Source organism: Microbacterium sp. NPDC078428, from assembly GCF_044542535.1.
In the GTDB taxonomy this organism is placed as follows: Bacteria; Actinomycetota; Actinomycetes; order Actinomycetales; family Microbacteriaceae; genus Microbacterium; species Microbacterium limosum.
The window spans coordinates 216,612-242,585 of sequence record NZ_JBITUP010000004.1 but is presented as its reverse complement, the minus strand read 5'-3'; the positions used below and the strand labels follow the sequence as shown (position 1 = coordinate 242,585).

The 25,974-nt window shown below is 63.9% G+C and carries 28 protein-coding genes and 1 tRNA gene; 18 read left to right on the top strand and 11 right to left on the bottom strand.

Annotation, left to right across the window (positions count from 1 at the left end):
- Window positions 1–23: 23 nt before the first annotated feature.
- Window positions 24–836 carry a transglutaminase family protein gene (locus tag ACIGCK_RS09610; protein ID WP_396665658.1) on the bottom strand — a complete coding sequence of 271 codons (813 nt, stop codon included), beginning with the start codon at window positions 834–836 and terminating at the stop codon, window positions 24–26.
- A gap of 92 nt (window positions 837–928) precedes the next feature.
- Here ACIGCK_RS09610 and ACIGCK_RS09605 point away from each other — a divergent pair, with 92 nt between their 5' ends.
- Window positions 929–1,720: an SGNH/GDSL hydrolase family protein gene (locus tag ACIGCK_RS09605; protein WP_396665657.1), complete on the top strand. Its 792-nt coding sequence runs from the start codon at window positions 929–931 to the stop codon at window positions 1,718–1,720.
- 73 nt (window positions 1,721–1,793) lie between these two features.
- A tRNA-Arg gene (locus tag ACIGCK_RS09600) sits at window positions 1,794–1,866 on the top strand.
- A 16-nt stretch (window positions 1,867–1,882) separates the two neighbouring features.
- Here ACIGCK_RS09600 and ACIGCK_RS09595 read toward each other — a convergent pair.
- Together ACIGCK_RS09595 and ACIGCK_RS09590 are read right to left on the bottom strand one after the other, a co-directional pair.
- Complete coding sequence (locus ACIGCK_RS09595) at window positions 1,883–2,137, bottom strand: tyrosine-type recombinase/integrase (RefSeq protein WP_396665655.1); 255 nt, start codon at window positions 2,135–2,137, stop codon at window positions 1,883–1,885.
- A gap of 241 nt (window positions 2,138–2,378) precedes the next feature.
- The gene (locus ACIGCK_RS09590) at window positions 2,379–3,014 is read right to left on the bottom strand and encodes a tyrosine-type recombinase/integrase (protein ID WP_396665653.1); all 636 of its coding nucleotides are present in this window, start codon (window positions 3,012–3,014) and stop codon (window positions 2,379–2,381) included.
- Window positions 3,015–3,312: 298 nt separating this feature from the next.
- Here ACIGCK_RS09590 and ACIGCK_RS09585 point away from each other — a divergent pair, with 298 nt between their 5' ends.
- From ACIGCK_RS09585 to ACIGCK_RS09530, 12 genes are all read left to right on the top strand, one after another.
- A complete protein-coding gene (locus ACIGCK_RS09585) occupies window positions 3,313–4,383 on the top strand; it encodes a restriction endonuclease (protein WP_396665651.1) in 1,071 nt (356 codons plus the stop codon).
- A gap of 120 nt (window positions 4,384–4,503) precedes the next feature.
- The gene (locus ACIGCK_RS09580) at window positions 4,504–6,069 is read left to right on the top strand and encodes a type I restriction-modification system subunit M (protein ID WP_396665649.1); all 1,566 of its coding nucleotides are present in this window, start codon (window positions 4,504–4,506) and stop codon (window positions 6,067–6,069) included.
- Window positions 6,066–7,265, top strand: a complete 1,200-nt coding sequence (locus ACIGCK_RS09575) for a restriction endonuclease subunit S (protein WP_396665647.1) — start codon at window positions 6,066–6,068, stop codon at window positions 7,263–7,265. Before ACIGCK_RS09580 ends, ACIGCK_RS09575 begins: the two co-directional genes overlap by 4 nt.
- Window positions 7,262–10,363: a type I restriction endonuclease subunit R gene (locus ACIGCK_RS09570; protein ID WP_396665645.1), complete on the top strand. Its 3,102-nt coding sequence runs from the start codon at window positions 7,262–7,264 to the stop codon at window positions 10,361–10,363. Before ACIGCK_RS09575 ends, ACIGCK_RS09570 begins: the two co-directional genes overlap by 4 nt.
- Before the next feature lie 212 nt (window positions 10,364–10,575).
- On the top strand, window positions 10,576–11,700 hold the full coding sequence (locus ACIGCK_RS09565; RefSeq protein WP_396665643.1) for a DNA sulfur modification protein DndB: 1,125 nt from the start codon (window positions 10,576–10,578) through the stop codon (window positions 11,698–11,700).
- Complete coding sequence (locus ACIGCK_RS09560; RefSeq protein ID WP_396665641.1) at window positions 11,693–12,190, top strand: hypothetical protein; 498 nt, start codon at window positions 11,693–11,695, stop codon at window positions 12,188–12,190. The genes ACIGCK_RS09565 and ACIGCK_RS09560 overlap by 8 nt, the downstream gene beginning before the upstream one ends.
- Before the next feature lie 588 nt (window positions 12,191–12,778).
- Window positions 12,779–13,036 carry a hypothetical protein gene (locus ACIGCK_RS09555; RefSeq protein ID WP_396665640.1) on the top strand — a complete coding sequence of 86 codons (258 nt, stop codon included), beginning with the start codon at window positions 12,779–12,781 and terminating at the stop codon, window positions 13,034–13,036.
- A complete protein-coding gene (locus tag ACIGCK_RS09550) occupies window positions 12,943–13,143 on the top strand; it encodes a relaxase domain-containing protein (RefSeq protein WP_396665778.1) in 201 nt (66 codons plus the stop codon). Before ACIGCK_RS09555 ends, ACIGCK_RS09550 begins: the two co-directional genes overlap by 94 nt.
- A complete protein-coding gene (locus ACIGCK_RS09545) occupies window positions 13,065–13,469 on the top strand; it encodes a hypothetical protein (RefSeq protein ID WP_396665638.1) in 405 nt (134 codons plus the stop codon). Before ACIGCK_RS09550 ends, ACIGCK_RS09545 begins: the two co-directional genes overlap by 79 nt.
- A 265-nt stretch (window positions 13,470–13,734) precedes the next feature.
- Window positions 13,735–14,559 (top strand): AAA family ATPase, encoded by an 825-nt coding sequence (locus ACIGCK_RS09540; RefSeq protein WP_396665636.1) that lies wholly within the window; start codon window positions 13,735–13,737, stop codon window positions 14,557–14,559.
- Window positions 14,556–15,221: a hypothetical protein gene (locus tag ACIGCK_RS09535; protein WP_396665635.1), complete on the top strand. Its 666-nt coding sequence runs from the start codon at window positions 14,556–14,558 to the stop codon at window positions 15,219–15,221. Before ACIGCK_RS09540 ends, ACIGCK_RS09535 begins: the two co-directional genes overlap by 4 nt.
- Before the next feature lie 279 nt (window positions 15,222–15,500).
- Window positions 15,501–16,397, top strand: a complete 897-nt coding sequence (locus ACIGCK_RS09530) for a hypothetical protein (RefSeq protein ID WP_396665633.1) — start codon at window positions 15,501–15,503, stop codon at window positions 16,395–16,397.
- 151 nt (window positions 16,398–16,548) lie between these two features.
- Here ACIGCK_RS09530 and ACIGCK_RS09525 read toward each other — a convergent pair.
- Both ACIGCK_RS09525 and ACIGCK_RS09520 read right to left on the bottom strand, forming a co-directional pair.
- Window positions 16,549–17,443, bottom strand: a protein-coding gene (locus ACIGCK_RS09525; protein WP_363566422.1) for an IS5 family transposase whose coding sequence is annotated in 2 segments (ribosomal slippage) — window positions 16,549–17,091 and window positions 17,093–17,443 — 894 coding nt in all. Because the reading frame shifts where the segments join, the coding sequence is not laid out codon by codon here.
- Between the two features lie 46 nt (window positions 17,444–17,489).
- Window positions 17,490–17,867 carry a hypothetical protein gene (locus ACIGCK_RS09520; RefSeq protein ID WP_396665631.1) on the bottom strand — a complete coding sequence of 126 codons (378 nt, stop codon included), beginning with the start codon at window positions 17,865–17,867 and terminating at the stop codon, window positions 17,490–17,492.
- 517 nt (window positions 17,868–18,384) lie between these two features.
- On the opposite strand from ACIGCK_RS09520, the gene ACIGCK_RS09515 reads away from it, so the two are divergent.
- Window positions 18,385–19,335, top strand: a complete 951-nt coding sequence (locus ACIGCK_RS09515; protein ID WP_396665629.1) for a hypothetical protein — start codon at window positions 18,385–18,387, stop codon at window positions 19,333–19,335.
- Window positions 19,336–19,503: 168 nt separating this feature from the next.
- Here the strand turns inward: ACIGCK_RS09515 and ACIGCK_RS09510 are convergent.
- The 5 genes from ACIGCK_RS09510 to ACIGCK_RS09490 all read right to left on the bottom strand — a co-directional run bounded on the left by ACIGCK_RS09510 (window position 19,504) and on the right by ACIGCK_RS09490 (window position 23,673).
- A protein-coding gene (locus tag ACIGCK_RS09510) for an IS3 family transposase (RefSeq protein ID WP_396665627.1) occupies window positions 19,504–20,681 on the bottom strand; the annotation gives its coding sequence in 2 pieces (ribosomal slippage) (window positions 19,504–20,412 and window positions 20,415–20,681; 1,176 coding nt in all).
- A gap of 415 nt (window positions 20,682–21,096) precedes the next feature.
- Window positions 21,097–21,492: a hypothetical protein gene (locus ACIGCK_RS09505; protein ID WP_396665626.1), complete on the bottom strand. Its 396-nt coding sequence runs from the start codon at window positions 21,490–21,492 to the stop codon at window positions 21,097–21,099.
- 86 nt (window positions 21,493–21,578) lie between these two features.
- Complete coding sequence (locus ACIGCK_RS09500; RefSeq protein WP_396665624.1) at window positions 21,579–23,012, bottom strand: ThiF family adenylyltransferase; 1,434 nt, start codon at window positions 23,010–23,012, stop codon at window positions 21,579–21,581.
- Window positions 23,009–23,410: a hypothetical protein gene (locus ACIGCK_RS09495; RefSeq protein WP_396665623.1), complete on the bottom strand. Its 402-nt coding sequence runs from the start codon at window positions 23,408–23,410 to the stop codon at window positions 23,009–23,011. The genes ACIGCK_RS09500 and ACIGCK_RS09495 overlap by 4 nt, the downstream gene beginning before the upstream one ends.
- A 2-nt stretch (window positions 23,411–23,412) precedes the next feature.
- A complete protein-coding gene (locus tag ACIGCK_RS09490) occupies window positions 23,413–23,673 on the bottom strand; it encodes a multiubiquitin domain-containing protein (RefSeq protein ID WP_396665621.1) in 261 nt (86 codons plus the stop codon).
- Window positions 23,674–23,768: 95 nt separating this feature from the next.
- Between ACIGCK_RS09490 and ACIGCK_RS09485 the strand changes: the two genes are divergently transcribed.
- Window positions 23,769–24,119 carry a helix-turn-helix domain-containing protein gene (locus ACIGCK_RS09485; protein WP_396665619.1) on the top strand — a complete coding sequence of 117 codons (351 nt, stop codon included), beginning with the start codon at window positions 23,769–23,771 and terminating at the stop codon, window positions 24,117–24,119.
- A gap of 26 nt (window positions 24,120–24,145) precedes the next feature.
- A complete protein-coding gene (locus ACIGCK_RS09480) occupies window positions 24,146–24,709 on the top strand; it encodes an ImmA/IrrE family metallo-endopeptidase (RefSeq protein ID WP_396665617.1) in 564 nt (187 codons plus the stop codon).
- 75 nt (window positions 24,710–24,784) lie between these two features.
- Here the strand turns inward: ACIGCK_RS09480 and ACIGCK_RS09475 are convergent, their stop codons facing one another.
- The gene (locus ACIGCK_RS09475; RefSeq protein ID WP_396665615.1) at window positions 24,785–24,964 is read right to left on the bottom strand and encodes an excisionase family DNA-binding protein; all 180 of its coding nucleotides are present in this window, start codon (window positions 24,962–24,964) and stop codon (window positions 24,785–24,787) included.
- 118 nt (window positions 24,965–25,082) lie between these two features.
- Here ACIGCK_RS09475 and ACIGCK_RS09470 point away from each other — a divergent pair, with 118 nt between their 5' ends.
- Window positions 25,083–25,700: a hypothetical protein gene (locus ACIGCK_RS09470; protein ID WP_396665613.1), complete on the top strand. Its 618-nt coding sequence runs from the start codon at window positions 25,083–25,085 to the stop codon at window positions 25,698–25,700.
- Window positions 25,701–25,974: the final 274 nt, after the last annotated feature.

Sequence of the window (25,974 nt, the reverse complement as noted above, 5' to 3'; positions counted from 1 at the left end):
TCGACGGACGCCTCCCCCGTGCCTCAGGCCAGCTGCACGAGAGCGGTGAAGTCGTCGGCGGATGCCGCGGCATCCGCCCCACCGTCGTGCAGCCGCGCGTCGACCTGCAGCCGCTCGAGGCCGACGTGGCCGCCGTGGAAGCTGAGGAAGGCGCAGTCGGCGGCGTCGCGGCCCGTTGCGATGCGCACGAGGGAGCGGCGATCGGCGAGGCGGGTCGCGTCAATCACGTACCAGGCGCCGTCGAGATACGCCTCGGCAACGGCGTGGAAGTCCATCGGGTCGAGCCCCGGCGCGTAGCAGGCCGCGTACCGCGCCGGCATGTCCATCGCCCGCAGCAGCGCGATGACCACGTGCGCGTAGTCGCGGCAGACCCCCTGACCGGTCGTGAGGGTCGTCACGGCGCTGTCGGTGCCGAGGCTCAGGCCCGGCGTGTAGGTGATGCTCTGCTCGACGAAGCGGGTGACGGCCTCGATCAGGTCGTGCCCGGAGAGTCCGTGGAACTGTCGCCGCGCCTGCGTGAACACCTCATCGGACTGGCTGTAGCGACTGGGGCGGAGGTAGGTGATGGCGTCCAGGTCGCTCGTGCGCGGCATGCCGGCGGCGCCGTCGACGAGGGCCTCGTAGCGCACTTCGAGGCGACCCGCCTCCCCCCGGAGCCGGTGCAGACGGCTGCCGGACGGGTCGACGATCTCGGTCGGCGCCCACGTGCGGCCACCCTGGATGAAGGTGAGCCGCTCCCCCACGACGGGCACCTGCCGGGCCACGCTGAGGGAGAACACGAGATCGACGGAACCGGCCAGATCGAGGTCGATTTCTGCCGTGACGGAGCGCTGCACCGAGCAATCCTCGCATGCGTCCGGAGGGCCCCGGCGCGCGCGCCTGGAGGCCGTGGACGAAGAGCGCCGCCGGGTCGCCTACGCTCGTGTGCATGTCCGCAGAATCCGCCCGATCCCGCCTGCGTGCGGGGGCCGCGGCCGCCATCGCGGCGGCCGTCGTCGCGGCGGCGCTGGTCGGCGTCTGGCAGCCCTGGCACAGGGCGGCCGCACCCCCGAACGCCGCGGCATCCGGGGAGGGTTCATCCGTCGTCGACGCCGAGCCTCTCGCGCTGCCCGCCGACGCGCGCGTGCTCGTCTTCGGAGACTCGTGGACGTTCGGCTCGGCGGCCGAGCCGGGCATGGGATACGCCTACGTGCTCGAGGCGATGACCGGGTGGGACACGACCGTCGCGGGAGTGCGCGGCAGCGGCTACCTCCGGGAGGGCGTCGACGGCCCGACGTTCGGCGAGCGCATCGCGGCTCTGGATGCCTCGCTCGATCCGGATCTCGTGATCGTGCAGGGCTCGATCAACGACCGCCTCCTGGTGCCCGACGGGTACGACAAGGCCGTGACGTCGGCCTGGGACGCGCTCGCCGCGCGGTACCCGGACGCGCGGATCGTCATCCTGGGCCCCGCGCCCCACCAGCTCCCCGTGCACGCGGGGACGGTGTGGATCGACCAGCGGCTGGGTGAGCTCGCCGCGGCGCGCGGGTGGTGGTACGTCTCCCCGTTGCAGGAGGAGTGGATCCAGTCGTGGAACTACCTCGACGTGATCGACACCGGGCTGGGCCAGTTCCACCCCTCCACGCCCGGGCACGCCTACCTCGCGGCGCGGCTGAATCAGGCGCTCGCCGAGCGCAGCATCGTGGCGGATGCCGCGCCCGGCGCCGAACCGGGGCACTGACCCCGGCGAGCCGCGCACGCTGCCTCGTCGGCGTCGGATGACGCGCGCCGCGGGTGGTAATCTCGACCGGTACGCCTCCGTAGCTCAGGGGATAGAGCGTTGGTTTCCGGTACCAAAGGTCGCAGGTTCGATTCCTGTCGGGGGCACGAGAAAAATCCCAGGTCAGCCTGGGATTTTTTCTTTGCCTGAGTTCGGAGTTGACGTATTCGGGGCTTCGAGGCCGAGCGCGGCCGCGACGCTGTCGAGATCGTCGGGGATCAGGTCGGCGTAGACGTCGAGGGTCATGGTCGCGGAGACGTGGCCGAGCGTGCCCTGGATTGCCTTGATATTCGCGCCCGATGAGAGCGCGAGGCTCGCCGCGGTGTGGCGGAGATCGTGCGGCGTCACTCGCGGGAAGCTCGGGTTGGTCTGCTGCACTCGCTGCACCGCGGACGCGAGCCTGCGGGAGCGGAAGTTGCTGGCGCGGATCCCGGCGCCCGGCGATGGGGCAGGAGGTCGTCGGGCTCGCGATCTTCGCATGCCGCGGCGACCGGGTCGACGAGGAACTGCGGGAACGCCACCGATCTGAGCGTGCGTCTTGGGGGTGCCGAGGACGATGCGGCCCGCCGGTTCGGCGAAGGCGCGAGCGACCTCCACGCGACGACGGGTGACGTCGACGTCACGGACGCCGGAGCGCCGCCGCTTCGCCCCACCGCAGGCCGGTGTAGGCCAGGAACAGTACGAGCGTCCGGGAGTCGCCGCGTTCATCGGCGAGCCGATGGACCTGGGCGTGGGCGAGGTAGCCGCGTTTGGCCTTGATGCGGCGCGGCAGCTGGATGCCTTCGGCCGGGTTCCGGACGAGTCGGCCATCCCGCACGGCGAAGGAGAAGACGAGCGAGAAGACGGCATAGATGTTTCGCTCGGTCTGAGGTGCGAGGGTCTTCGACAGGTCGCTGATCCAATGCTGGATCTCGGCGTAGCCGATGTCGCTCAGACTGCGCCTCCCCCACCGCGGGATGATGCGCTTGCTCAAGGCGCTCTCGTACCCCACCAACGTCGTTGGTTTGAGCTGAGCCTGACTCTTCAGCCAGTCGCGCGCCCATGACTCCACGTTCACTCGCGACAGCGCCGGGTCGACGTCGGAACCTCGTGCCTTGGAGAGCTCGACCATGTGGAGGAACACCGCCGCCTCGCGCTTGGTGCGGTAGCCGCGCTTGTCCGTCTGGGAGTGATCGGGCTTGCGTACCGCACTCGGTAGCGACGGCCGTTCGCCGATTCCTATGCCGTGATGGTGCCCATTTCGACCTCCGTGCATGCGGGTTGACGGTCAGTATCGGCCAGTGTCGGACAGTGGACGGGGGTCGTCAACGCGGTCGATCACACATGTTGATGGATGTCGGAAGACGTCGTCAACTGGCGTTGGATTGTGGTGCCCTCCCTCCGACGCCGAGAGTGTAGCGATCGGTCGCGCCCGATCTCTGGATGGGCCGATTCTCGGAGGGGAGGCAACCGTGGGCGATTTCATTCGCGCTATTTCGCGCACTTCGCAAGACGCACTTGCTCGCCTGAGACCGACGCGCGTGACGGAGACTTGCGATCGATAGGATCTCGAGGTGGACACAGCGACGGAGCCGCGGGCGTGGCTCGTTCGGGGATCAAAGAACTACGCGTTCGATAGTTGGATGCTCGAAAACAGTCTCACCGCTGTCGATTTCCACGAGGTGGGTGACCTGTCCGCCGCGAAGGATCTCCCCGCCATGCGTGCGCTTCTCTCACCAGCGATGCCTGACAAGAGCGAGAAGGCAGTGGGCAACTACGCTGCCCAGCTCAACGCGTTCGCTAACCGAATGTCGGTCGGGGACATCGTCGTTCTACCGCTCAAGAACGTGGGACGACTGGCGTTCGGCGTTGTGACAGGCGCCTACAAGTACCTGCCTGGTACCGGAGTCCTGAACCACGTTCGAGCCGTCGAGTGGAAGCGTCCCGACGTGGCTAGAACGGCCATCAATCAAGATCTCCTCTACTCCCTCGGCGCGTTCAGCACCGTGGTTCAGATCAGTCGCAATGACGCTGCATACCGACTCGCGAAGGTGCTGAACGGTGCCGAAACGGATCCTGGCGCACGTGCCGGTGTCTCCTTGGTCGCGCCCAAGGCCGGCGACGTCGTCGATGCGGATGAGGCGATCGCGAGCAACGGACAGGACATCATTCGCTACTCGCGCGATCGGATCCTCACGGTGATCAAGGAGCAGTTCGCGGGACACGCGCTTCAGGATCTCGTGGCCGAGATCCTCCGGGCGGAGGGAATGACGTGCAAGGTTCCACCCAAGGGGGCTGACGGAGGAATCGACATCATCGCCGGATCGGGAGTGCTCGGCATCTCCGCGCCCACCATCATCGTGCAGGTAAAGTCGCAGCCCAGCCGTGTCGGATCCGAGGTACTCGATCAGCTTGGAGGCGTGGTCGGGCAGCATCAGGCAGATCACGGGCTCCTCGTAGCCCTGGGTGGGCTTACCGCGCAGGCGCAGGGGAAGGTTGATGCGCAGCGACTTCGCGTTGCCGTGTGGGATGCCGAGGAGCTCGTCGACCGTCTCCTCAAGCACTATGAAGTCCTGCCCGATGCGATCAAGGAGATCATTCCGCTCCGTCGCGCCTGGGTAATCGACGAGAGCACCACGTCCTAGCGTCAGATCAGCCCGATCCTCTTGGTGCGAGGCGCAGGTCGCTTCAATGTGCCCAAGTAGATTGAGAGCACCCGACTGCGCTCTTCGAGTGCGGTCCAGCCCGAGGAGATGTACAAGTCGATGTCGCCGACCACCAAGGAAGCCCAGCGCGCAGAATTGCACAAGACCATCTGGCGAATCGCGAATGACCTTCGTGGGTCGGTCGATGGTTGGGACTTCAAGAGCTACGTGCTCGGCATGCTCTTCTACCGCTTCATCTCCGAAAACCTCACCGCCTACATCAACAAGGGCGAGCACGAGGCAGGCGAGGCTGACTTCAACTACGCTCAGCTGCCCGATGCCCAGGCGGAGTTCGGGCGCAAGGAGACGGTCTCCGAGAAGGGTTTCTACGTCCTCCCTTCGGAGCTCTTCCAGAACGTGCGTGGCCGCGCGGCCAAAGACGAGAACCTGAACGAGACGTTGGAACGCGTCTTCAAGAACATCGAGGGCTCGGCGGTCGGTACCGACAGCGAAGACGATCTCAAGGGCCTCTTCGACGACCTCGACGTGAACAGCTCGAAGCTCGGCAACACCGTCGCCAAGCGCAACGAGAAGCTCGTGAAACTGCTTGATGCCATCGGTGACCTGCCGCTGGGCAACTTCGAGGACAACTCGATCGACCTGTTCGGTGACGCGTACGAGTACCTCATGCAGATGTACGCCTCACAGGCCGGTAAGTCCGGTGGTGAGTACTACACCCCACAGGAAGTCTCCGAGGTGCTCGCCCGCATCACCGTCATGGGCAAGAAGCGCGTCAACAAGGTCTACGACCCCGCTGCCGGATCCGGTTCGCTGCTGCTCAAGTTTGCGAAGGTGCTCGGCCGCGAGAACGTCGGCGGCTTCTTCGGGCAAGAGATCAACCTGACCACCTACAACCTCGCGCGGATCAACATGTTCCTGCACGACGTCAACTACGAGAAGTTCAACATCGCCCACGGCGACACTCTGCTCGACCCGCAGCACTGGGACGACGAGCCGTTCGAAGCGATCGTTTCCAATCCGCCTTACTCCATCAGGTGGGAGGGCGACGCCAACCCGCTTCTGATCAACGACGAACGCTTCGCACCGGCCGGGGTACTCGCGCCGAAGTCCAAGGCCGACCTCGCCTTCACGATGCACATTCTGAGTTGGCTCGCGGTCAACGGCACCGCTGCCATCGTCGAGTTCCCTGGCGTGCTCTACCGCGGGGGAGCGGAGCAGAAGATCCGCAAGTATCTGATCGACAATAACTACGTCGACGCTGTCATCCAGTTGCCGCCGGACCTGTTCTTCGGCACCACGATCGCGACCTGCATCATCGTCCTCAAGAAGTCCAAGACCGACAACTCAGTGCTCTTCATCAATGCGTCGGACGAGTTGAAGCGCGTCGGCAATAAAAACAAGCTCACGCCGGACAACCAGCAGAACATCTTGATGGCGCTCGGCGTACGGGAGGACGAGGGTCACTTCGCAAAGCTCGTCCCGAACGAGGACATCGCGGCCAACGACTACAACATTTCCGTCTCCTCATACGTCGAAGAAGAAGACACACGTGAGGTCGTGGATGTCACCGCGCTCACCGCCGAAATCGCAACGATCGTCGCGCGAGCGAACGAGCTGCGCTCGTCGATCGATCAAATCGTTGCAGAGTTGGAGGGTACTAGATGAGCCGCCTCGAGCAGCTGCTGGGCGAGCTCTGCCCCGACGGCGTGCCCTTCCGGGCTCTTGGAGAGATCGGCACCGTGGTTCGTGGGAAGCGCTTCGTCAAAGACGACATGATCGATGTTGGCGTCCCGTGTATTCACTATGGCGAGATCTACACGAAGTACGGCGTATCCGCGACTGAAAGCTACTCGTTCACATCTCCGGAACGAGCGATGACGCTCCGATTTGCCCAGCCGGGCGATGTAATCATGGCGTCGGCAGGCGAGACAATTGCCGACATCGGGAAGTCAGTGGCTTGGCTCGGCGACGATCCGATCGTGATCCACGATGCGTGCTACGCGTATTCGAGCCCACTGGACCCCGAGTATGTGTCTTACTACTTCTCGTCTCGCAGCTTCCGAGATCAGATCAAGCAGCATATTTCTTCTTCGAAAATATCATCCATCTCGACGCAGAGCGTGGCGAAGGCCCGGATCCCGGTTCCACCCCTCGATGTTCAGCGAGAGATCGTGCGCATCTTGGACGTCTTCACTGAACTCGAAGCGGAACTCGAAACAGAACTCAGAGCGCGTCGTGAGCAGTACAAGCACTACCAGGACCAACTGTTGACGTTCACTGATGAAGCCGTCGACTGGGGGATGCTCGGGGACATCGGCCGGATTTCTATGTGCAGGCGGGTATTCAAGGCTGAGACAACATCAATCGGAGACGTACCGTTCTTCAAGATCGGGACCTTCGGCGGCGAGCCCGACGCATTCATCACGCGGGACCTGTACAACGATTACAGATCTCGTTACCCGTTCCCGAAGCCTGGGGAGGTGCTGATATCGGCCGCGGGAACTATCGGTCGTACAGTCGTTTATGACGGAGCACCAGGGTACTTCCAGGACTCCAACATCGTCTGGATCGAGAACGACGAATCGGTCGTTTCGAACGCTTACCTGCGCTACTGGTATCGCGTCGTTCAATGGCGAACGGATGGCGGCACGATTCGTAGGCTGTACAACGACAACATTCGACGCGCGAAGATCGCGGTGCCACGGAAGTCTGAACAAGATCGCATCGTCAGGGTACTTGATGCCTTCGAGGCGCTCGTCAATGACCGCCGCATCGGCCTGCCCGCCGAGATTGCCGCCCGCCGCAAGCAATACACCTACTACCGCGACAAGCTCTTCAACTTCGAGGAGGCCGCGTCATGAGTGAAGCCGCCCCCCGCAAATACAATCCGATCGCGGTCTCTGCCGAGTCAACCGTCGTAGCGGAGTACATTCCGGATGCTCACTCGTCGGCTGCCTACCAGTCCGAGCCCGCGCTCGAGCAAGAACTGATCCGACTGCTGGAGTGCCAGGCCTACGAGCGCATGTCGGTCACCTCGGAGGCGCAACTCGTCGCCAACCTGCGCGTCCAGTTGGAGGCGCTAAACGACATCGCCTTCTCCGACGCCGAGTGGGCGGACTTCTTCGATACGAAGATCGCCGGAAAGAACGATGGCATCGTCGAGAAGACCGTGCGCATTCAGGAGGATCACGTTCAGCTCCTGAAGCGCGACGATGGGTCAACGAAGAACATCACACTGCTGGACAAGCAGAACATTCATAACAACCGGCTGCAGGTCATCAACCAGTACGAGCTCGGCCAGGGCGAGGGCGGCGCGAACTACGCAAACCGCTACGACGTGACGGTGCTCGTCAACGGGCTACCGATGGTGCACATCGAGCTCAAACGCCGCGGTGTCGACATCCGGGAAGCGTTCAACCAGATCAACCGCTACCAGCGCGACAGCTTCTGGGCCGGCTCTGGCCTGTTCGAGTATGTGCAACTGTTCGTGATCAGCAACGGAACGCTGACAAAGTACTACTCGAACACCACGCGCACCCAGCACATCAGCGAGGGCAAGAAGCAGACCAAGGGGCGCAAGACCTCGAACTCCTTCGAGTTCACGTCGTGGTGGGCGGACGCACAGAACAAGCCGATCACCGACCTGACCTCATTCGCGAAGACGTTCTTCGCCAAGCACACGCTGCTCCACATCCTGACCCGCTACTGCGTGCTCACCGCCGACCGGCTCCTGCTCGTGATGCGCCCGTACCAGATCGTGGCGACCGAGCGGATCCTGCAGCGCATCGACATCGCCACCAACTACAAGCAGCTCGGCAGCGTTGCCGCGGGCGGCTACGTCTGGCACACGACGGGTTCGGGCAAGACGCTGACGAGCTTCAAGACGGCGCAGCTGGCTTCCAAGCTGCCGAGCGTCGACAAGGTGCTGTTCGTCGTGGACCGCAAGGATCTCGATTACCAGACGATGCGTGAGTACGACCGCTTCGAGAAGGGCGCGGCGAACTCCAACACGTCTACGGCGGTGTTGAAGAAGCAGCTCGAGGACTCGAACGCGCGGATCATTATCACGACGATTCAGAAGCTGTCGACGTTCATCAAGGCGAACAAGGGTCACGCGATTACCAACGACCACGTCGTGATTATCTTCGACGAGTGTCACCGGTCGCAGTTCGGTGACATGCACACCGACATCACTCGCGCCTTCAAGCGCTATAACCTGTTCGGCTTCACCGGCACCCCGATCTTCGCGGTCAACGCTGGTACGGGTGGCAATCCGCAGCTCAAGACGACGGAACAGGCCTTCGGCGAAAAGCTCCACACATACACGATCGTCGATGCCATCACCGACAAGAACGTGCTGCCGTTCCGGATCGACTACGTCAACACGGTCAAGGTCGGTACCATCGTCGACAAGCAGGTATCCGCCATCGATACCGAGAAGGCGCTTCTGGCGCCGGAGCGCATCAGCCAGGTCGTGCAGTACACGCTGGAGCACTTCGACCAGAAGACCAAGCGTTCATCGAGCTACGAGCACTCCGTCGTGACGAACGTTGCGAAGTCGACACGTGCGCGTCGGCAGGCCGAAGCGGTGCGGGAGCGCAAGCGCGTGCGCGGCTTCAACGCCATCTTCGCGACCGCTTCAATCGATGCCGCGCGTCGCTACTACAACCACTTCCAGCTCCAGCAGGAAGCCCTCCCTGCCGACCGGCGCCTAAAGATCGGCCTGATCTATTCGTACGGCGCCAATGATGCCAGTGACGACGGCATCCTCGACGATGAAGCCTTCGACACCGATGCGCTGAGTACCGACGCGCGCGGCTTCCTCGAAGACGCCATCCAGGACTACAACGACATCTTCGGCACGAGCTACGACACCAGCGCCGACAAGTTCCAGAATTACTACAAGGATCTTTCACAGCGGCTCAAGAACCGGGAGCTTGACCTCGTCATCGTGGTCAACATGTTCCTCACCGGCTTCGACGCGACGACCCTCAACACGCTCTTCGTCGACAAGAACCTGCGCGCCCACGGCCTGATCCAGGCCTACTCACGCACAAATCGCATCCTCAACTCAGTCAAGACCTACGGCAACATCGTCGCCTTCCGCGACCTTGAAGAGGAGACCAACGCCGCCCTCGAGTTGTTCGGCAACAAGGACGCCCGCGGCGTCGTGCTCCTCAAGCCGTACGACGACTACTACGGCGAGTACGCCGAGAAGGTCGACGAGCTACTGGCGTCGTTCCCACTCGGCCAGCAGATCATCGGTGAGGCGGCGCAGAAGGAGTTCATCAAGCTGTTCGGGCAGATCCTTCGGCTCGAGAACATCCTCACCTCATTCGACGACTTCGCAGGCCACGAGATCCTCACCGAGCGCCAGGGTCAGGACTACCGCAGCGTCTACCTCGACCTGTATGCCGAATTCCGCAAGGTCAAGGACACGGACAAGGAACTCATCAACGACGACGTCGTCTTCGAGATCGAGCTGATCAAGCAGATTGAGATCAACGTCGACTACATCCTGATGCTCGTGCAGAGATACCGCAGCCAGCACGGTGACGGCGAGGACAAGGAGATCCGTACCGAGATCTCTCGCGCGGTCGACGCCAGCCCGACCCTGCGCAACAAGAAGGACCTCATCGAAGCCTTCGTAGACTCCGTCTCGGTTGACGGCGCAATCGACGAGGAGTGGCAGGCGTTCATCGCGGCCAAGCGCGAGGCCGAACTCGAGGCGATCATCGAGGACGAGCGGCTCCGCGCCGACGCCACTCGCGCATTCATTGAGATCGCGTTCCGCGACGGTGCGCTCCGCACGACCGGTACAGCGATCACCAAGGTGCTTCCGCCTGCCTCCCGGTTCTCTGCCGATGGCGGCCACGGCGAGAAGAAGCAGCGCGTGATCGAGAAGCTCGGGGCATTCTTCGAGCGCTTCTTCGGACTCGGCAGCAGCCCCGACGCGTGACCGGGCTCTACGCCCGGGGACACTGGCCGGGTTTGTCACCGGCAATGGATACGCTGGACCGACTACCAGGAGTGTAAGGGGTGCAAATGGTCCCTCGGATCGACGGATTCGTGCAGGAGCCGAGGCTTAACGCAGATGGCTCGGTGTACCAGGGGCGACTTTCCCTTCCTGGGACTCAGTGGACGGGTGCTGGGGCAGATGCGGTTGCCACGGTGACCGTCACGCTCGAACAGGTGGCCGCGGCGGCGGAAGGGCGATTGATCTGGACGGATCAATCGGTGCAGCGGGGCATCCTGCCGACGGCGCGGAAGGGTGTAGCGACGGAGTTGCCTCTGTCGGACGGATACCCCGACCGCGAGACCTATATCTTTGATGCCGAGAACGCCGACGAGATGGCGGAGAAGATCCTCCGCGGCGAGCGGCTCTTTCTAAACCCGTTGGTGTGGAATCTGCGGCCCGGCAAGTTCGAGGCGTATTGGGACGAGACGAACCGGCGTATCGACATATACGACGGCAAGATCTTCTTGCCTGATTCTCACCACCGCCATCAGGCGATCCTGAAAGCTGTGCGAAGTTATCGCGATCACCGATCGGGCTTTCCGCGGTTCGATCTGAATCGGCAGTTCAAGGTAGAGCTGTATTTCCTCGACCGGGAGGACGAGGGCAACTACTTCTTCGACAAAAATCAGCGACCCAAGCCAACGGCGCTTTCGAAAGCGTACGACCTCACGACGGAAGATGACCTCTCGACGTTGGCCAAGCGAGTCCTTGACTTGAATCCCAACCTCGACGCGGGCACGAACCGGGTCACGGACCGGCTGAGTAAGAAGGCTGAGAACTTCGTTACGTTGTCGACGCTGCGGGAAGTCATGAAGACATACGCTGGTCACTCGGAAGTCGAGGAGACCCAACTCGATGGCCTCGCCGCCGTCGCAGCGGAATTCTTTGACATGTTGGCCGGCGTGCGACCCGAGCTCCGGGTGGAGACGCCTCAAACCCATCGTGAGACAACTCTTGCCTCACAAGCCGTGATGATGCATGGATATGCCGCGTTGATGCAGGACTACGCCACCGACCGGGCGAAGCTCGGGTCTGTTCGCGCTCGGCGCCTGTGGGAGAAGCGACTTGAGGCGCTGGCGCCGGACTCCGCCTACTCTCACGGGGAGTGGCGGGGCGACGTGCTGTCCCGCGATAACCCACTATGGCGCGAGGTTGGTGTTGTACAAGTGCGCCCGGAAACGGGCGCCGTCAGCATCGCGAACAACGGCGGGACGCGGGCTCGGACAGGGGCAGCCCTGCGCCAGCATGTGCGCGCCGTGGTGCCTGATCGTGACTGAGTCGGCTCGGCGTTCGTTACTGGCTGGACGCTCGGATCAGCCGCTGGACGACAGAAAGGTGCGGGCGGTATCGTCCACTTTCGACGGTCTTGACTACGGCATCCCATACCGATTTGAAGACGGCGCGTCAACCGCGTTTCGAGTCGAAACGGATCTGGGCGAGACGTACGGCATCGTCGTGTTCGGGCGCGATATTTACCCTGGCACGAGCATCATCGACCCGAACAGCGCGCTGTCCATGAAGGCCGCCGCTGCACACGAACTCAGCCACTTCCACCGCTGGACAGACCAAACTCAACTGCCCGAGGAACACCTCGAGCATCTCGACGAAGCTCTGACCAGTCTGGATGCGGCATTGCGGTACAGCGCCCAGCTTTCAGCGCACGAAATCCAGCAGCTTACTCGCGACGCAATGCAACGCCTCCAGATGTATTACGCCACGGTCGCTGTCCCCGACGATCAGCCTAGCGGGCCGCAGAGCCCGGGGTAGTCGGCACCACTCACGATAGCGATGAGCGGTGAAGGCCTCGGGAAGTTCTGCTTGGTCGCCTCTGAGTTTCGACTCGTGTGACCTACCGCAGACGTCGGTATCGGGCTCCGCGTCGTGGTGACGTCGCCCGTTCGGTGGAAACGCGTCATGGCGAACCGCGCATGTGCGCGTCAGCATGCTCGGAGGAACATCCGACATGCCGTCAGACGTCTACCACGCACACGCGAGTACGCCAATACGAGCGGTGCCACACTGACGAGGGCGAGACTGGCGAAGAAGCCACCAGCCGAAGCAGTGATCGAACAGCAATGCTCGCAGGCACCGCGGGTGAGCGACACCCTTTAGCAGCACTCCTCTACATGTACCTGCACGCCCGGAAAATGCCTGGATAATGGGCAAAACCCACCCTATCCTGGCACCATGCGAGGGGGCCTCGAGCGATGGAAGGGAGGTGTCGAATCCCGAGGGGTTCGACAGGCGATCGCGTACGCGCTGGAGGGCACCTGCGATGCTCATCTGCAGCACTCTCCCGGCGTTGACGCGCTCGAAGCGTACGTTGCAGCGTCTGATTCGACCGTCTCGCGGTTCATGGTCGAGAGCGGCGTCATCACCTCCGACGAACTCACCGCCGGCGGCTTTCGCGTCTGGCTCACCGGACACGACCCCGTGACAGGAGAAGAGCGCGGCCATCAGCGGCTGAGCCCCGACGCCGACCTGCTGCTCGACGCGCGCCCCGCGGGCACGGAGGGCTCATCCGCGAAAAGATCACCCGCATCGAAGTCGTCGAACTGCAGCATCGGCGCTCGCGCACGCTCGACCCGCACATCCACCGTCATCTCTGGCTGAACACCAAGGTGCTCGGCGCGGACGGCAAGTGGTCGAACCTCGACTCGCACGTCGCGTTGAAGCTCACGCCGTCGTCAACGCTAGGGCGAGCTCGCCGCCCGCACTGACCCCGCCTGGATCGCCGCGCTCGCCGGCCACGGTTACGCTCGACGACACCGGCAAGATCGCCGAACTTGCCGCGGCCGTCCGACCCGTCTCGCGTCGGTCGGCGTCGATCGAGGGCGACCGCGCACGCCTGATCGCGGAGTGGTCGGCAGCGCATGGAGGATCGGCGCCAAGCTTGGAGGTGCTGCAGCAGATCGATCGACGCGCGTGGGCGATGGCGCGCCCCAACAAGCCGGCCGATCTCGATGAGGCGACGTGGGAGGCGCGCGTCCACGACGAGATCGCAGCGATCGATCCGCCGCTGACCACCCCCGCGCGCACCGATTGACGTTGCTGCAACAGAAGTCGATGCCCTTGACCTGGATCTGCTCGCGGCACGAGCGGTCGTCGATGCGGACGACCGATCCCCATCTTGCGGCGGGAGGTTCAGCATCTTCGACATCCGCGCCGGCGCCATACGCGCGCCCTCGCGCACGGGCGTCGTTGCAGAGCGCGACCGTCTCGAAGGCGTGATCGCCGAGATCACGGAGCGTGCGACGCGTTCCGTCTTTCGGCTCGTTGCGGATGATCCGCCCGCGCACGTGAAGGCGTTCATGGCGAACGAGACCGTGCGCGCCAAGGTGCGTCTCGCCGGCCGCTTGGACGTGCTCGCCCGCCCCGGGCGCTCACTGCTGCCGGAGGAGTTGCACCGGCTCGCACCGCACGAGGATCTGTCGGCACTGGACACGTCGCAAGGCGTTGCGGCGTGCGCCATCGCCGGCACGGACGGGCTAGTGACGGTGACCGGCCCCGCCGGCGCGGGCAAGACGACGATGCTGCGCGCGGCGTTCGTTGCGCTCAGGTCGCAACGGCGACGGATGCTCGTTGTTGCTCCCACGCGAAAGGCGGCATCGGTGGCGTGTCGCGAGGTCGGGGCAGCGGCATTCAGTATTCACGCCCTGCTCTCGGATCATGGCTATCGATGGGGCACCGACGCCGCCGGCGCGAAGGTGTGGACGAGGCTTCGAGTGGGAGAGATCGATCCCAGAACTGGCGTCGTATACGGCGGACCAACGAAGTACGTGTTGCGCTCTCGCGATCGGATCGTCATCGACGAAGCCGGCATGGTCGACCTGCAGACGGCGAACGTCCTCGTCGAGCTCGCGATCGAGCAGGGTGTCGGACTGGCGTTCGTGGGTGACACGCATCAGGCGTTGCCAGTCGGACATGCGGGCGCGATGGGTTCCGCGATCCGGCACGCGAACGCGCGGTCGAGCTCGACACGGTGCACTGGTTCCGTGATCCCGACTACGCGGCGCTCACACTGCGTCTCCGGAATGCGGGCGATCGCGAGCGTGCGCTGGTGGTTGCGGACGAGCTTGCCGGAGACGGTCACGTCGACCGAGTCGTGCATCACGACGCGGCGCGTGAGCGGATGATCGACGCGTACTTCGACTGGCACGCACGCGGCAAGCGGGTGACGCTGGTATCCGGCACGAACGCCGAGGCGGATGCGATCAACGAGGCCATCCAGCAGCGGCGCGTCGATCGGGGCGAGCTCGACGTCCGGGTCACCGCGTGGGGAATCGGGCAGCAGCGCATCCTCGTGGGCGACACTGTCCAGACCCGTCGCAACGACTGGCTCGCGGGAGTCGAGAATCGCGCACAGTGGATCGTGCGCGGCATCGGCGACGAGTACCTGTCACTTGTCTCCGTGAGCGACAGCGGCGAGGTGACGTGTGTGTCCAGCGACTACGCGCGCGAGCACCTGCAGCTCGCCTCCGCGTCCACCGTGCACGGCGTGCAGGGCGACACCGCCGAGGCGTCGGTAGTCGGGCCGGATGTGGATGCCGCGGGACTCTACGTAGGCCTCACACGCGGGCGGGTGCGCAACGTCGCGATCGTCGTCGCGCTGACGGATGCTGGGGCCCGCGAATGCCTCGCCGAGTCGATGCAGCGCGGCACTCCGGAGTTGACGATGCAGGCTGCGGTGCATGCGGCCCAGGCGGAGATGCGCCGCGCGGCGCGGAGCCGGGAGGCGGCGATGGCTGCGGGGCCGGTAGTTGAGGGGCCGAGTGCGGGGCACGGGATGGGGTTATAGAGAGGTGCTCGATGGTCGCGCGCAACCCCCACGAGATCGGGCCGGCTGCGGGTCGATCAGCGCCGGTTTCCTTCTCGCTCATCGGATCCCGCCGCTCGTCCGTATGAACGACCCCATCCGAGCGGCATATCTCGGTAGTGCCCCCGGCGCGCACAAGGTGGGCCCCGCAAAGTCGGTGTGATCGTCACGGACGCAGCGTCATCCGCTAGGGCTACAGAAGCTACGTTTTCAGCCCACGCATTCCGCGTTCTCCCCTTCCATCGCGGTACCCTCGCAGTCATGACGGCAGAGCAATCATCGCCACCTCCTACTCTGGTAGCTCTCGTCCTCCCGTCGCTGGTACCGGTGCCGCCGTATCCCGCCACTCTGCGAGAGCAGAAGATCTCTGAGATCGCCAGGGAACTCCAGAAGACATCTGGCAGTTCTGATTTGGCCGGGATGGCTGGCCTCATTCACCTCGGGCCGGAGTGGGTGGATCGGATCGCTGAGATCCTGGGTCGCATCGGATCGGCCGGCGAGCAGCTGGCTCTTGCGCTTGCGACGAACAGAGACGCCCGGCGTTGGACCGCGGCGGATGCGGCTGCCTCGGATCCGCAGCACGCAACGATGGGGGTGCGCGCGCAAGCCGAGATGACGGCCATGTGGACTCTCAGCGCCGCACACGGGTTGGCGAACGCACTTGTACGCCTTCTTCGGCTGAATGATGACGCCAGGAAGAGCATCGACGCCGTCTTCCCGAAGGCTGGAGGATTTCCACCGTTCAGCGAGAACCCGTCGGCATGGGTCTCCTTCGAACCGAATGTCATGAAGGCAACACGTCAGGCGGCGACCGCATCCGGGTCGCCTGCGGCTATCAAGGTCGCGAAGACACTTTCCGACCTGTTTGGCGACAATCGCTGGGCCAAGTTCCTCGAGCTCCGAAACGTCGGTTTCCATAGGTGGCGTCCGCAGAGCGTCGACGGCGGCACACCTAAAACGTCCTCCGTAACTGTGTCAGGCGGCAGCCACTCAATCGAAATTGGTATCGGGCCCATGAATATCGCGCCTGACATGGAGACAGTCCTGCAAGTCGCAGAGGCCGGGCTCGACCTGTTCAGCTCGGCTGCAAAGACCATGGATGATAACGTGCATGCGGCTATCAACGAGTTGACCGGGAAGCCCCTCTTCCAGGTTTGAGTGCTCCCTTCGTGTCGCGCCTACGAGCCGTCGCGGGCAGTCTCGTCGATGGAATCGCTGTCCACCGCACGCGGTGGCCACATCGAGTCGCCCACTGATGGATTGGTCTCCGCGCAGTTCGCCGCGGCTTTCAAACAGCGCGCTCTGGGGCCTAGGGCGTGTCTGATAATTGCTGGACCCATGCGATGACGGAGTTCAGGACGACGGCGGCGCGGTAGGTGACGGCGTGTTTGTCGTATCGAGTGGCGAGTCCGCGCCACTGCTTGATGCGGCAGTAGTTGCGCTCGATCACGTTCCGATGCTTGTAGTCGGCGGCGTCGAGGGCGACGGGCCGGCCGCCGCGTGATCCGCGGCGTCTCCGGTGTCCCTTCTGATCGTCAGGTTCGGGGATGACGGCCTTGATTCCGCGGGAGCGGAGATGCGCGCGGATCGCACGGGACGAGTACGCCTTGTCGGCGCGGACCGCGTCCGGTCGGGTGCGCGGCCGTCCGTGATCCCGTCCGACCCGCAGGTGCTGCATGAGGGGCATGAACATCGGTGAGTCCCCGGCCTGCCCCGGCGTGATCAGGGTCACCAGCGGCAGCCCGTTGCCGTCCACGAGCTGGTGAATCTTCGTCGACAAGCCGCCGCGGGAGCGGCCGATGCCGTGATCAGGCGGCTCTTCCTGCAGATTCTTGTAACTCGATCCAGCCCCCTGTGAGGCGGGTGGTGTTCGTCGCGTGCTGATGCGCGCGGGCGATTGTCGAGTCCACCGACAGGGACCAGTCGACCAGTCCGGCCGCGTCCGCCGCGGCCGTGATCCTCGCGAGCACTCGATCCCAGGTCCCCTCGGCGGCCATCCGGTGATGCCAGGTCCAAACCGTCTGCCAGGGGCCGAACACTTCGGGCAGATCCCGCCACGCGATGCCGGTTCGGTACCGGTAGACGATGCCCTCGACCATCACCCGTGCATCCGCGAACGGCCTCCCCTTACGCCCTGTCGGACGCGGCAACATCTCCTCGATCAACGACCACTGCGCATCCGAAAGCATCTGAAACCGCGACATGAGCCCAGGCTCTCAGCGAACCACCGAACTATTTGTCAGACACGCCCTAACTCGCCCCTTCGGCGAACTCAGCGTGTGCTCGCCGTAGCTGCTCAGCTCGCCGCTTCTCCTGCACGGCACGAAGCGCCGCCACATCGGCTGAGGTCAGCGTCACATCGTTGACCGACACGACCTCGTCACCGATCAACCAGAACGTCTTGCCTAAGCGTTGCGACGTGTCCAGCAATCGTGGCTCCATCGCGGACGCAGCCACTGCCGTCCCGCTCAGGAGGTGGATCGTCTGCACATCCCACGCACCCCGCATCCGCGGCAAGGTCACCAATACAGCCCCCTGACCACGATCGGCCCGCTGAACATACCGGCGCTCCTCCCGATCGGTGAGGTGCTTTACCTGAGCGCTGACGCGCGTGAGCCGAAGCGTCATGCGGTCGAAGATAGCGCTTCGCGCGTGCAGGGCAATCACCGAGCGGCGGCTCGGTGGCGAATGTGAAGCGACTCCGTCTCGCTGGGTACTGCGCTTGGCCAACTCCGGCGGTGTCCGCACAATGAGACTCAGCCGCCCGCTCGACGACCGCCACGCGTGCCGACTCGTGATTGCTCTCGATCTGCGGGGGACGGCCCGCGTCGAATCCATATCCCCAGCCCGCGCATTCCGTTCGCGGTGACAAAGAGCGGGGCGCGACCCGACGACAGCGCTCGATCGCGAGCCGCCAATCGCTAGCCAAGCATCCCGGCCATGGCCCGTGACGTGTGTCATACTCGCCGTATGGCACGGGGAACCACGACGACGAACGATGCACCCCAAGATGTCTCGCCGGACGGTTACGTTGAGTACCTGCGGCTAGCGGAGCTAGGGAGACAGTCGGACGACCTCCCGGCGTACTGGGCGCCGGCGCCCGATTCCTTGCTTGTTAGCGCATCGATCTGAGGCGATCTAGTACGTGAGTACCTGGAACGCTCTCGTCGACGAGAGCAATGCCGTGGAGGGCGCCGAAAAGGACGCCTGGATCAACGACAAGCTGAGCGAGTGCGTCAGGGCCGTGAGTGAGGCGCGCGAAGGGCGCAATGTCCTCGTGTACTTCTCGGCCTTCCTGCAGAAGCCAGCGGTGCCTGCGACTCACACCATGATGATGCCGGAAGACATCAATGGGTTCATGGCTGCCTTTCACGGCATGGACTGGGACAAGGGGTTGTCGGTGGTCATGCACACTCCGGGCGGTGCGACAATGGCCGTCCAGTCCCTCGTCGACTACACCCGATCAAAGTTTCGCGATGTCGAACTGTTGGTGCCGGCATACTCAATGTCGGCGGGCACAATGTTCGGGCTCGCTTGCGAGCGGATTTATCTCGGTCGACAGAGTCAGCTTGGCCCGATCGATCCTCAATTAACGATCAATGGTCGTCAGCAGTCGGCGCGCTCCATCGTGGAACAGTTCGAGCGAGCTCATGACGAGATCCTGGGCAACTCGAAGAAGAAACAATCACCGAACCCCGCGGCCGCTGCCGTTTGGGCGCCACTCCTCGGCTCCTTGGGGCCGTCCCTCCTTCAGACGGCGCAAGACCAACTCGATTTCTCCGAGTCGATGGTCGCACGTTGGCTCGCGTCCTACATGTTCGCGAACGAGCGCGACGCGGCGAAGCGTGGCAAGAAGGTCGCCAAGTACTTCAACGACGCCTCGTCTCACAAGAGTCACGACAAGCGCATCTCCTACGACGAGGCCCGCAAGCAAGGGGTCGTAGCCGTGCGCCTCGAAGACGACCAGGGATTGCAGGAAGCAGTGCTCACGCTTTATCACCTCCTAACGATCATCGTCGGTCAGACCAGCGTGACGAAACTCATCAGCGCTAACAGTGGGGTCGTTTGGGCGAAGAACTGGACCGGAACCACCTGAGCAGACGCCGCTTCATCGGACGCAAACGCCCGTGTGCGCGGAGCCCGTAGGTCGACAGCGCAGACCTGCACCGGTGGAGCTCGCCCGCACGCCGTGTGACTGCGGTCCATCACGACGGGCACTTAGACAGCGCTGGGGCGTGAGGAACGGACCGGTGACAGGTTCGGTTTAGGCCGCGAGTGTGAGCGGCTCGGTTAGCTTGGCTTCGAACTCGATGGGCGTCAAGCCGCCGAGGGTGTCCTGGGCGCGCTGGCGGTGATACTTCCGCTCGATCCAGACGACGATCGCGAGCCGCAGCTCCTGCCGCGTTGTCCAACGCTGCTGGTTGAGCACGTTCGTCTGCAACAGCGACCAGAACGACTCCATGGCCGCGTTGTCTCCCGCGGCGCCGACGCGCCCCATCGATCCGACCATGTCGTGACGGCGCAGTTCGCGGGCCATCGCCCGGCTGCGAAACTGGCTACCCCTATCGGCGTGCAGGATGCAGCCGGCGACCTCACCGCGGCGGGCGACGGCGTTTCGGACGGCGTCGACGGCGAGCTTCGCGGTCATCCGATCCGAGATCGAGTAGCCGACGATCCGGTTCGAGAACACGTCCTTGATCGCGCAGCAATAGAGCTTGCCTTCGCTCGTCCAATGCTCCGTGATGTCCGTGAGCCAGAGCCGGTTCGGCGCGTCCGCGCGGAACACCCGCTGCACGTGATCGTCGAACACCGGCGGGCCGGCCTTCTTGCCCTTCCCGCGCCGCCGGCGCTGCGCGGACGAGAGAATCCCGGCCTGCGAACACAGCTTCCACGCCGTGCGCCTGCTCATCCGCCACCCCGCTCGACGGGCTTCGTCCGCGAGGTATCGGTAGCCGAAGGTCGGGTCGTCGTGATGCGCGTCATGCAGCGCGTTGATCCGATACGCACGGAGCACGTCGGCATCCCTGACGGGGTCGTTTCGCCACCGGTAATAGGGCTGTCTTGCGAGCTTCAGGACCCGGCACGACACCGTCACGGGAATCCCCGCGTCGGCGAGCTCAGACACGAGCGGGTACGTCATTTTGGGGAGCCACCGAGTTTCAGGTTCGCCTGCGACAGATACGCCGCCGCTCGCCGGAGGACCTCGTTCTCCTGCTCAAGGAGGCGGATCCGCTTCTTCAGTTCACGAGCCTCGGCAGCGTCCGCGGCGGTCTGACCGGGACGGTTGCCTTCCTCGACGACGGCCTGACGGAGCCAGTTCTGCAACGTCGCCTCGCTGATACCGAAATCCGTCGCAATCTGCTTGATGGTGACGCCGCCCTCACGGCTACGAGCGACAGCGACGACGTCCTCGCGGAACTCTCTGGGATAGGGGCCGGGCATGATGACATCCTTCCCGCCAGCGCCTCCCGGCACTAACGATCAGTTGTCACCGATTCGTTCCTCACGCCCCTGCGGCCCCACGAACGCTGCTAGCGCCGCACATAAGGGACGTGCGGTCTCTCGTGCGATCACCTCCCGGACGGGCAGTGCGTCCGATCTTCGGGCGACTCGCCCTCAACCACGCAATGTCAAGGTCGACCTTGTCCCACCCGCCGATGCTGATCATTCTTCTCGCAGTCGAACGCTCCCAAACGGTCGCTCTCGACACCCGCACCGCGGTCGTCGCCGAAGTACGCCAAAAAGTCGTCGACGTGCGTACGGGTGACCCGACAGTCGCCCTCTGCCGATGATCACCTGGGATTCCCGGACCACTCAACTGCCTGGCGAGCTGGGGCGTACTAGCGGCCGCTATCCGTCAGTGGACCCGTTTCCACCGCCGGGCCGCACGCCCTCGTTGCCGGTGATACCGAACAAGCTCATCTTCGAACGCTCGAAGCCAGATCACCGCGCGTTCCCGGTGGGCTGAGTCACGCGCGCTGAGAATCATGGCCGGCGCCAGGGCCACCAGAACGATGACCGCCATCACAACGCTCATCGTGAGGAGGACGATCCACCCGGAGAAGGCGTCTATAGTCACACCAGCAAGAAGGGGAGGTGCCGGTACGGTCAGGGCGATCAGGAACGCCACAGCGATGCCTCCGAAGCTGAGTGACATCGCGTTGCTCTCGTCAGCCGCCGCTGCCCGCAACGTTGCGATCGTCCTCACCTGCTCCCGGTGGGTGTCTAGCGCAAAGAGCTGCAGTCGCTCCATCGTCACATCCGTGTCCGTATAGATGTGCGCGACTTCGTTCTTGCGGCTGTTTCGCGTGCGGCCATTCGTGTCACTAGCTCTCATCTCTAGCGAACCTTCGTGGGGAGGCGTTTCCCATCGCCTCGTGCGAAGCGTGCGGGGCCGCAACTGGGGCAACGCGGGTCGCGGCGTTGGCTGTACTCGACCACTTCGTCGGTGAGCGGGTGAATCGTGATCCATCGGTCCGGTTCAACGAGATCTGACGTCAGCCCAGTGACCATCATCATCCAGTCGTTCACCGCATGCGCGGCGGCGACAGCGTTGAGCGTGATGACACTCGGTGCATGAACGTCGTCGTCTTCGAGATAGCGCTGTCGGCGACGTTCGCCATGGCTCTTTGCTTCCTCTTGCAGGAGGACGGGACTTATCAGTTGCGCGCAGCGCAGACACCCGTCTCCCGGAACGCTGGCGCGGACGGCGGAGAAGATGTCGGCGATCTCGCCGGTGTCTTTCACGAGTGAGACCTTCGCACCGACCTGCGTGCTGGGAATGAAGTACTGGTGAGTAACGGCGTCGACGAGCCGACGCGCGGAGTGTGAATCCGCGGCGAGGAAGATGTGGTCGCAGTCCTTCAGCAGCTGTGCGACTTCGGGCTCGAGGACGTCGTCGAACACGGTCGTAACGGTGACGATCTTCGAGGCTTTGCGCGCCACGCGCGCCGCGATCTTTACTTTGGGCGCGGCGAGCCGCCGGCCGATCCGCCTCAGCCACTCGGGCCGACCTTCCGCCGTGAGGAGGCTCCTGGCATCCCACCGCTGGGCGCCGACGATGCGAGACAGGTTGGATATCTCGATCCGGTCGGGGTCGATCAGAAGGATATGCCCGACTCCAAGGTGCGCGAGGTACTCATTAGCCAGGGACCCCGCGCCTCCGAGCCCGATGATCGCAACGCGTTGGCTAGCGAGGATGTGCTGCCCTCGGTCGCCGAAGATCCGCGACTGACGGTCGTACGCCTCGTCGGCCCGGGCGGGGCGACGCGGCTCTGGGTGCAACTGCAGTTGCGGGCGTCCCATCACTTGGAGGCGATCGATGGGCACGCGGGTGCCATCGGCGAGCCAGATGTCGCCGGCTACGGCGTTGCGCGCGAACACCAGCGCTCCCACGGCGGGGCGCTCAGTGATATCCAGGAGGGCCGGGTAGACGCGTTCATGCGACGCCAGGTCGATGTCGGAGAATTCGACTCGATCGCTGCCGCCGTGGCAGTGCACCGAGATATAGATGAGCTCGTCATCGGCGCAGGACTCTGCCGTATTCAGCGTGAAATCCGCGGTGAGCTTGCGGTATCCCCGATCATCGGGGATGTAGTCGGTCCCGTCGACGGCGTAGACGACATCGTGTACCAGAAGCCGACTGCCTCGGGACGTTCGGGCAAGACCACAGCGGAGGACCGCGGCGTGCTCGTCCTGGTCTCCGGGGTACAGGTGCGCGGCCAAGGTATGCCAATCGTCCTGAGTGATGTGGACCGACCAGGGCGCGTTCATCCGCGCAGCCAATCCAAGATGCGGTGAAGCTTTGACGCCGCGGTGTCATTCTCGGGGTCCCAGTTCCGGCTGCTGCGGGAAAGCTGCGTGACCGGTTCGGTGTCTCCCTCAGGGCCCCAGGTCGTCTGCTGGAACCCGTCCTCAGCCCGCAACGCGGTGCCGTCAATCATGGTTAGTCCAGGCCCGCAGACGTGCGGGTATACCTGAGCGTCCGGGTAGCTGAAGGCCAGGTGGAATCCGATCCAAGATGACCGGAGATTGAACCGGTTGCCGAGCGGGAGCGGGCCGACTTTCACGAACGCTCCCCCGGCGCAGTCCTCACGATGAGTGACAACGGCGTCGGGGAAGGTCGCCACGAGCTGCTCGAGCGCCTCGGCAACTTCGTCGGAGAGCGCCATGGTCAGGAGTTGTCCTCGCCGGTGACAGCGCGGAACTCGTCGCCGGGCTTGACGGTCACTCGGTCGTCGTCGGCAACGGGATGAAACTTCGCACCCTTCTTCTCCGACAGCTGGAAGTCGAGCTGGATCGCCACGCCCTGTGCGATTGCTACCTGCTTGATTTCGAGGCCGGTGACGTGCTTGCCGGGCAGGTCAACGGGCTTGCGGTTGACGGTGACCGTAATCACCTGGTTCTTGATCTTCTCTGTGGCGGACGTGGACACTTCGGCTCCTTGCTTTAGTCTGGAACTCCTGCGATTGCAGTAGTCAAACCCTATTCTAGCATGCAATTGCACAAGTCGAATTGGACGGGACCCTAATGACCAAAGGCACCTTCGACGCCGCCGCCTTCTACGCCGCTCTCAACCAGACACGAGAAGCAAGACACCTGACCTGGAAGCAGGTCGCCGAGCAAGCCGGGGTCAGCGCGTCCACGCTGACGCGCATGGCGCAGGGTAAACGCCCCGACGTCGACGGACTGGCAGCGCTCACCTCCTGGAGCGCCCTCAAGGCCGACACCTTTGTGAACCGAGGCGAGACGGATGGCGAACCAGAAACGATGGCCATGATCTCCACCTACCTCCGCGCCGACAAGAACCTCTCCGCGGACGCCGCCAACGCGCTAGAGAGCATCATCGCGACCTCCTACAACCAATTGAGGAAGAAGTAGACCCACAACCCTGTTGGAGCGCCCCGATGCCGTCGACAGCCGGATTCGTCAAGAAGCACGTCACCGATCTCGCGTGCGAGACTCGGGTGGAGTTGGGCCTGAGCCCGTTCGACCGGCTCGACCCACATGCCCTGGCAGAACATCTGGCGATCCCCGTTCGCAAACTCTCAGAGTTGAGAGACGAGAACCCTCGGGCCGCGGAGTACTTCTTGTCGCGCGACCCAGGCGCGTTCTCCGGTGTGACGGTCTTTTACGGCACCGAGCGCATCATTATCTACAACGATGCGCACTCCCCCGCCCGACAAGCCAGCAACATTTGCCACGAGCTCGGTCACGGCCTCTTGTTGCACAACCCCACGCCGGCAGTTGACGGCTCAGGCTGCCGTGAATGGGATCAGGTGATGGAGGATCAGGCGCAATGGATGGCTGGCGCACTATTGATCCACGAAGTAGGCCTCGTCACTGCACTTCGTCGCGGGAAGGACGTAGGCGACATCGCAAGGCGATACGGCACCAGCAAAGACATGGTCACTTGGCGAATCAACATGACAGGGGCCTATCGGCGTGCACGACAGCCCGCTCGAAAATGATCGCTGCCCTCAGTGGGATCGCGACGCGCCTGCCCCGCTGCCCTTACCTTGAGCCGCATTACCCGTCGCGCACGCTCAGGCGTTGATCCCGAAATGGCGCAGCAGCGGCACGCGCGGGATCATTCGGCGCGGGCCGAGTTGGACCGTCGGGATTGTCCCATTTTCGATGCCGAGCTTGATCGTGCGGTAGTCGACGCCGACGAGCTTCGCGGCATCCTTCGTTGTCAGTGCTAGCGAATGCTGTGATCGGTTCATGGTTCTGCCTCCTGTGAGCCAGCAGTGTCAGTCTCCCTTCGTCGCAAGGTATCACATTCATGGGCCAAGATCGACAGTCTTCTTCGCGAATCTTCGATCCCCTGGAATAGTGGGCTTCATGGCAGACGTTGAGGCGTATGACTTCAGCGACGAACGCGTTGATCTCGGGAGCGGGGTAACGCTCCCGAGATCCTGGAGTGCGCGCGTGTCGGGGGAGCAGGGCGTGCCCGGCACGATCACCCTCCGCGTCGAATGGGATGACGCGCTCGGGCGCACGGCCGTCGTGTTCGCTGCGCTCGAGCGCGAGTCGGAGGGCGTCGACATTACTAGCCAGCTGCTCCGCGAGGTGCGGACGCACTGGATCATGACGAGGTCAGCGCTCGATGTCGTCACCGTCGACGTCGGTCCTGAGGATGGGCACCAGCACACCCGCATACCCGTGCGGGAGTTTCTCAGCCGCGTGCGGGAGCGTGAGGAGCGCGAGCCCCTGGAGTCGCTGTACGCCGCGATCTCTGTCTATCGCGTCGCGACCGCACTCAGCTATCCGCCGCTGAAGCTCGTCGCGGACACTCTCCAGATCAGCCAGAGCACCGCGACCCGCCTCATGAGTCGCGCACGCGACTCGGGTCTGGTTCCCGAGGTCCGCATCCAGGAGCCCCGGCGCGCGCCAGCGGTAGATCCCTATAGCCCGCACCAGGGGCCGGCTCAGCCCGGAGGTCCGTCACTCGGACGCTGAGTGTCCTGCTGCCACCTGACCCCCACCCGGCAGCAGGGTTAGTCGGCTGAGTGGCGGCCGCGCAGGGGGCGTCCACCACGAGCCCCAATTTGCCCACATTTTGCCCACACTTGGTGAGATTTCTTGTGTTTTCGGGCGAAGCCAAACGCACCCCGGACCCTCAGAAACCCGCATGATTCCGCGGGTATTGCTGGTATCTGCAGGTTTCGGAAATCGCTCTCCGACATTTCCGGTACCAAAGGTCGCGGGTTCGACTCCTGTCGAAGCGCAACAA

What these genes read in the sequence shown, in the direction of transcription:
- ACIGCK_RS09480 (WP_396665617.1), top strand. Translation starts at nt 24,146, where the DNA reads ATGCCGTCGACAGCCGGATTCGTCAAGAAGCACGTCACCGATCTCGCG.
- ACIGCK_RS09500 (WP_396665624.1), bottom strand. Translation starts at nt 23,012, where the DNA reads ATGAACGCGCCCTGGTCGGTCCACATCACTCAGGACGATTGGCATACC.
- ACIGCK_RS09495 (WP_396665623.1), bottom strand. Translation starts at nt 23,410, where the DNA reads ATGGCGCTCTCCGACGAAGTTGCCGAGGCGCTCGAGCAGCTCGTGGCG.
- ACIGCK_RS09575 (WP_396665647.1), top strand. Translation starts at nt 6,066, where the DNA reads ATGAGCCGCCTCGAGCAGCTGCTGGGCGAGCTCTGCCCCGACGGCGTG.
- ACIGCK_RS09540 (WP_396665636.1), top strand. Translation starts at nt 13,735, where the DNA reads ATGGCGAACGAGACCGTGCGCGCCAAGGTGCGTCTCGCCGGCCGCTTG.
- ACIGCK_RS09605 (WP_396665657.1), top strand. Translation starts at nt 929, where the DNA reads ATGTCCGCAGAATCCGCCCGATCCCGCCTGCGTGCGGGGGCCGCGGCC.
- ACIGCK_RS09475 (WP_396665615.1), bottom strand. Translation starts at nt 24,964, where the DNA reads ATGAACCGATCACAGCATTCGCTAGCACTGACAACGAAGGATGCCGCG.
- ACIGCK_RS09520 (WP_396665631.1), bottom strand. Translation starts at nt 17,867, where the DNA reads ATGACGCTTCGGCTCACGCGCGTCAGCGCTCAGGTAAAGCACCTCACC.
- ACIGCK_RS09530 (WP_396665633.1), top strand. Translation starts at nt 15,501, where the DNA reads ATGACGGCAGAGCAATCATCGCCACCTCCTACTCTGGTAGCTCTCGTC.
- ACIGCK_RS09505 (WP_396665626.1), bottom strand. Translation starts at nt 21,492, where the DNA reads ATGGAGCGACTGCAGCTCTTTGCGCTAGACACCCACCGGGAGCAGGTG.
- ACIGCK_RS09485 (WP_396665619.1), top strand. Translation starts at nt 23,769, where the DNA reads ATGACCAAAGGCACCTTCGACGCCGCCGCCTTCTACGCCGCTCTCAAC.
- ACIGCK_RS09555 (WP_396665640.1), top strand. Translation starts at nt 12,779, where the DNA reads ATGGTCGAGAGCGGCGTCATCACCTCCGACGAACTCACCGCCGGCGGC.
- ACIGCK_RS09590 (WP_396665653.1), bottom strand. Translation starts at nt 3,014, where the DNA reads ATGCACGGAGGTCGAAATGGGCACCATCACGGCATAGGAATCGGCGAA.
- ACIGCK_RS09470 (WP_396665613.1), top strand. Translation starts at nt 25,083, where the DNA reads ATGGCAGACGTTGAGGCGTATGACTTCAGCGACGAACGCGTTGATCTC.
- ACIGCK_RS09535 (WP_396665635.1), top strand. Translation starts at nt 14,556, where the DNA reads ATGATCGACGCGTACTTCGACTGGCACGCACGCGGCAAGCGGGTGACG.
- ACIGCK_RS09570 (WP_396665645.1), top strand. Translation starts at nt 7,262, where the DNA reads ATGAGTGAAGCCGCCCCCCGCAAATACAATCCGATCGCGGTCTCTGCC.
- ACIGCK_RS09580 (WP_396665649.1), top strand. Translation starts at nt 4,504, where the DNA reads ATGTCGCCGACCACCAAGGAAGCCCAGCGCGCAGAATTGCACAAGACC.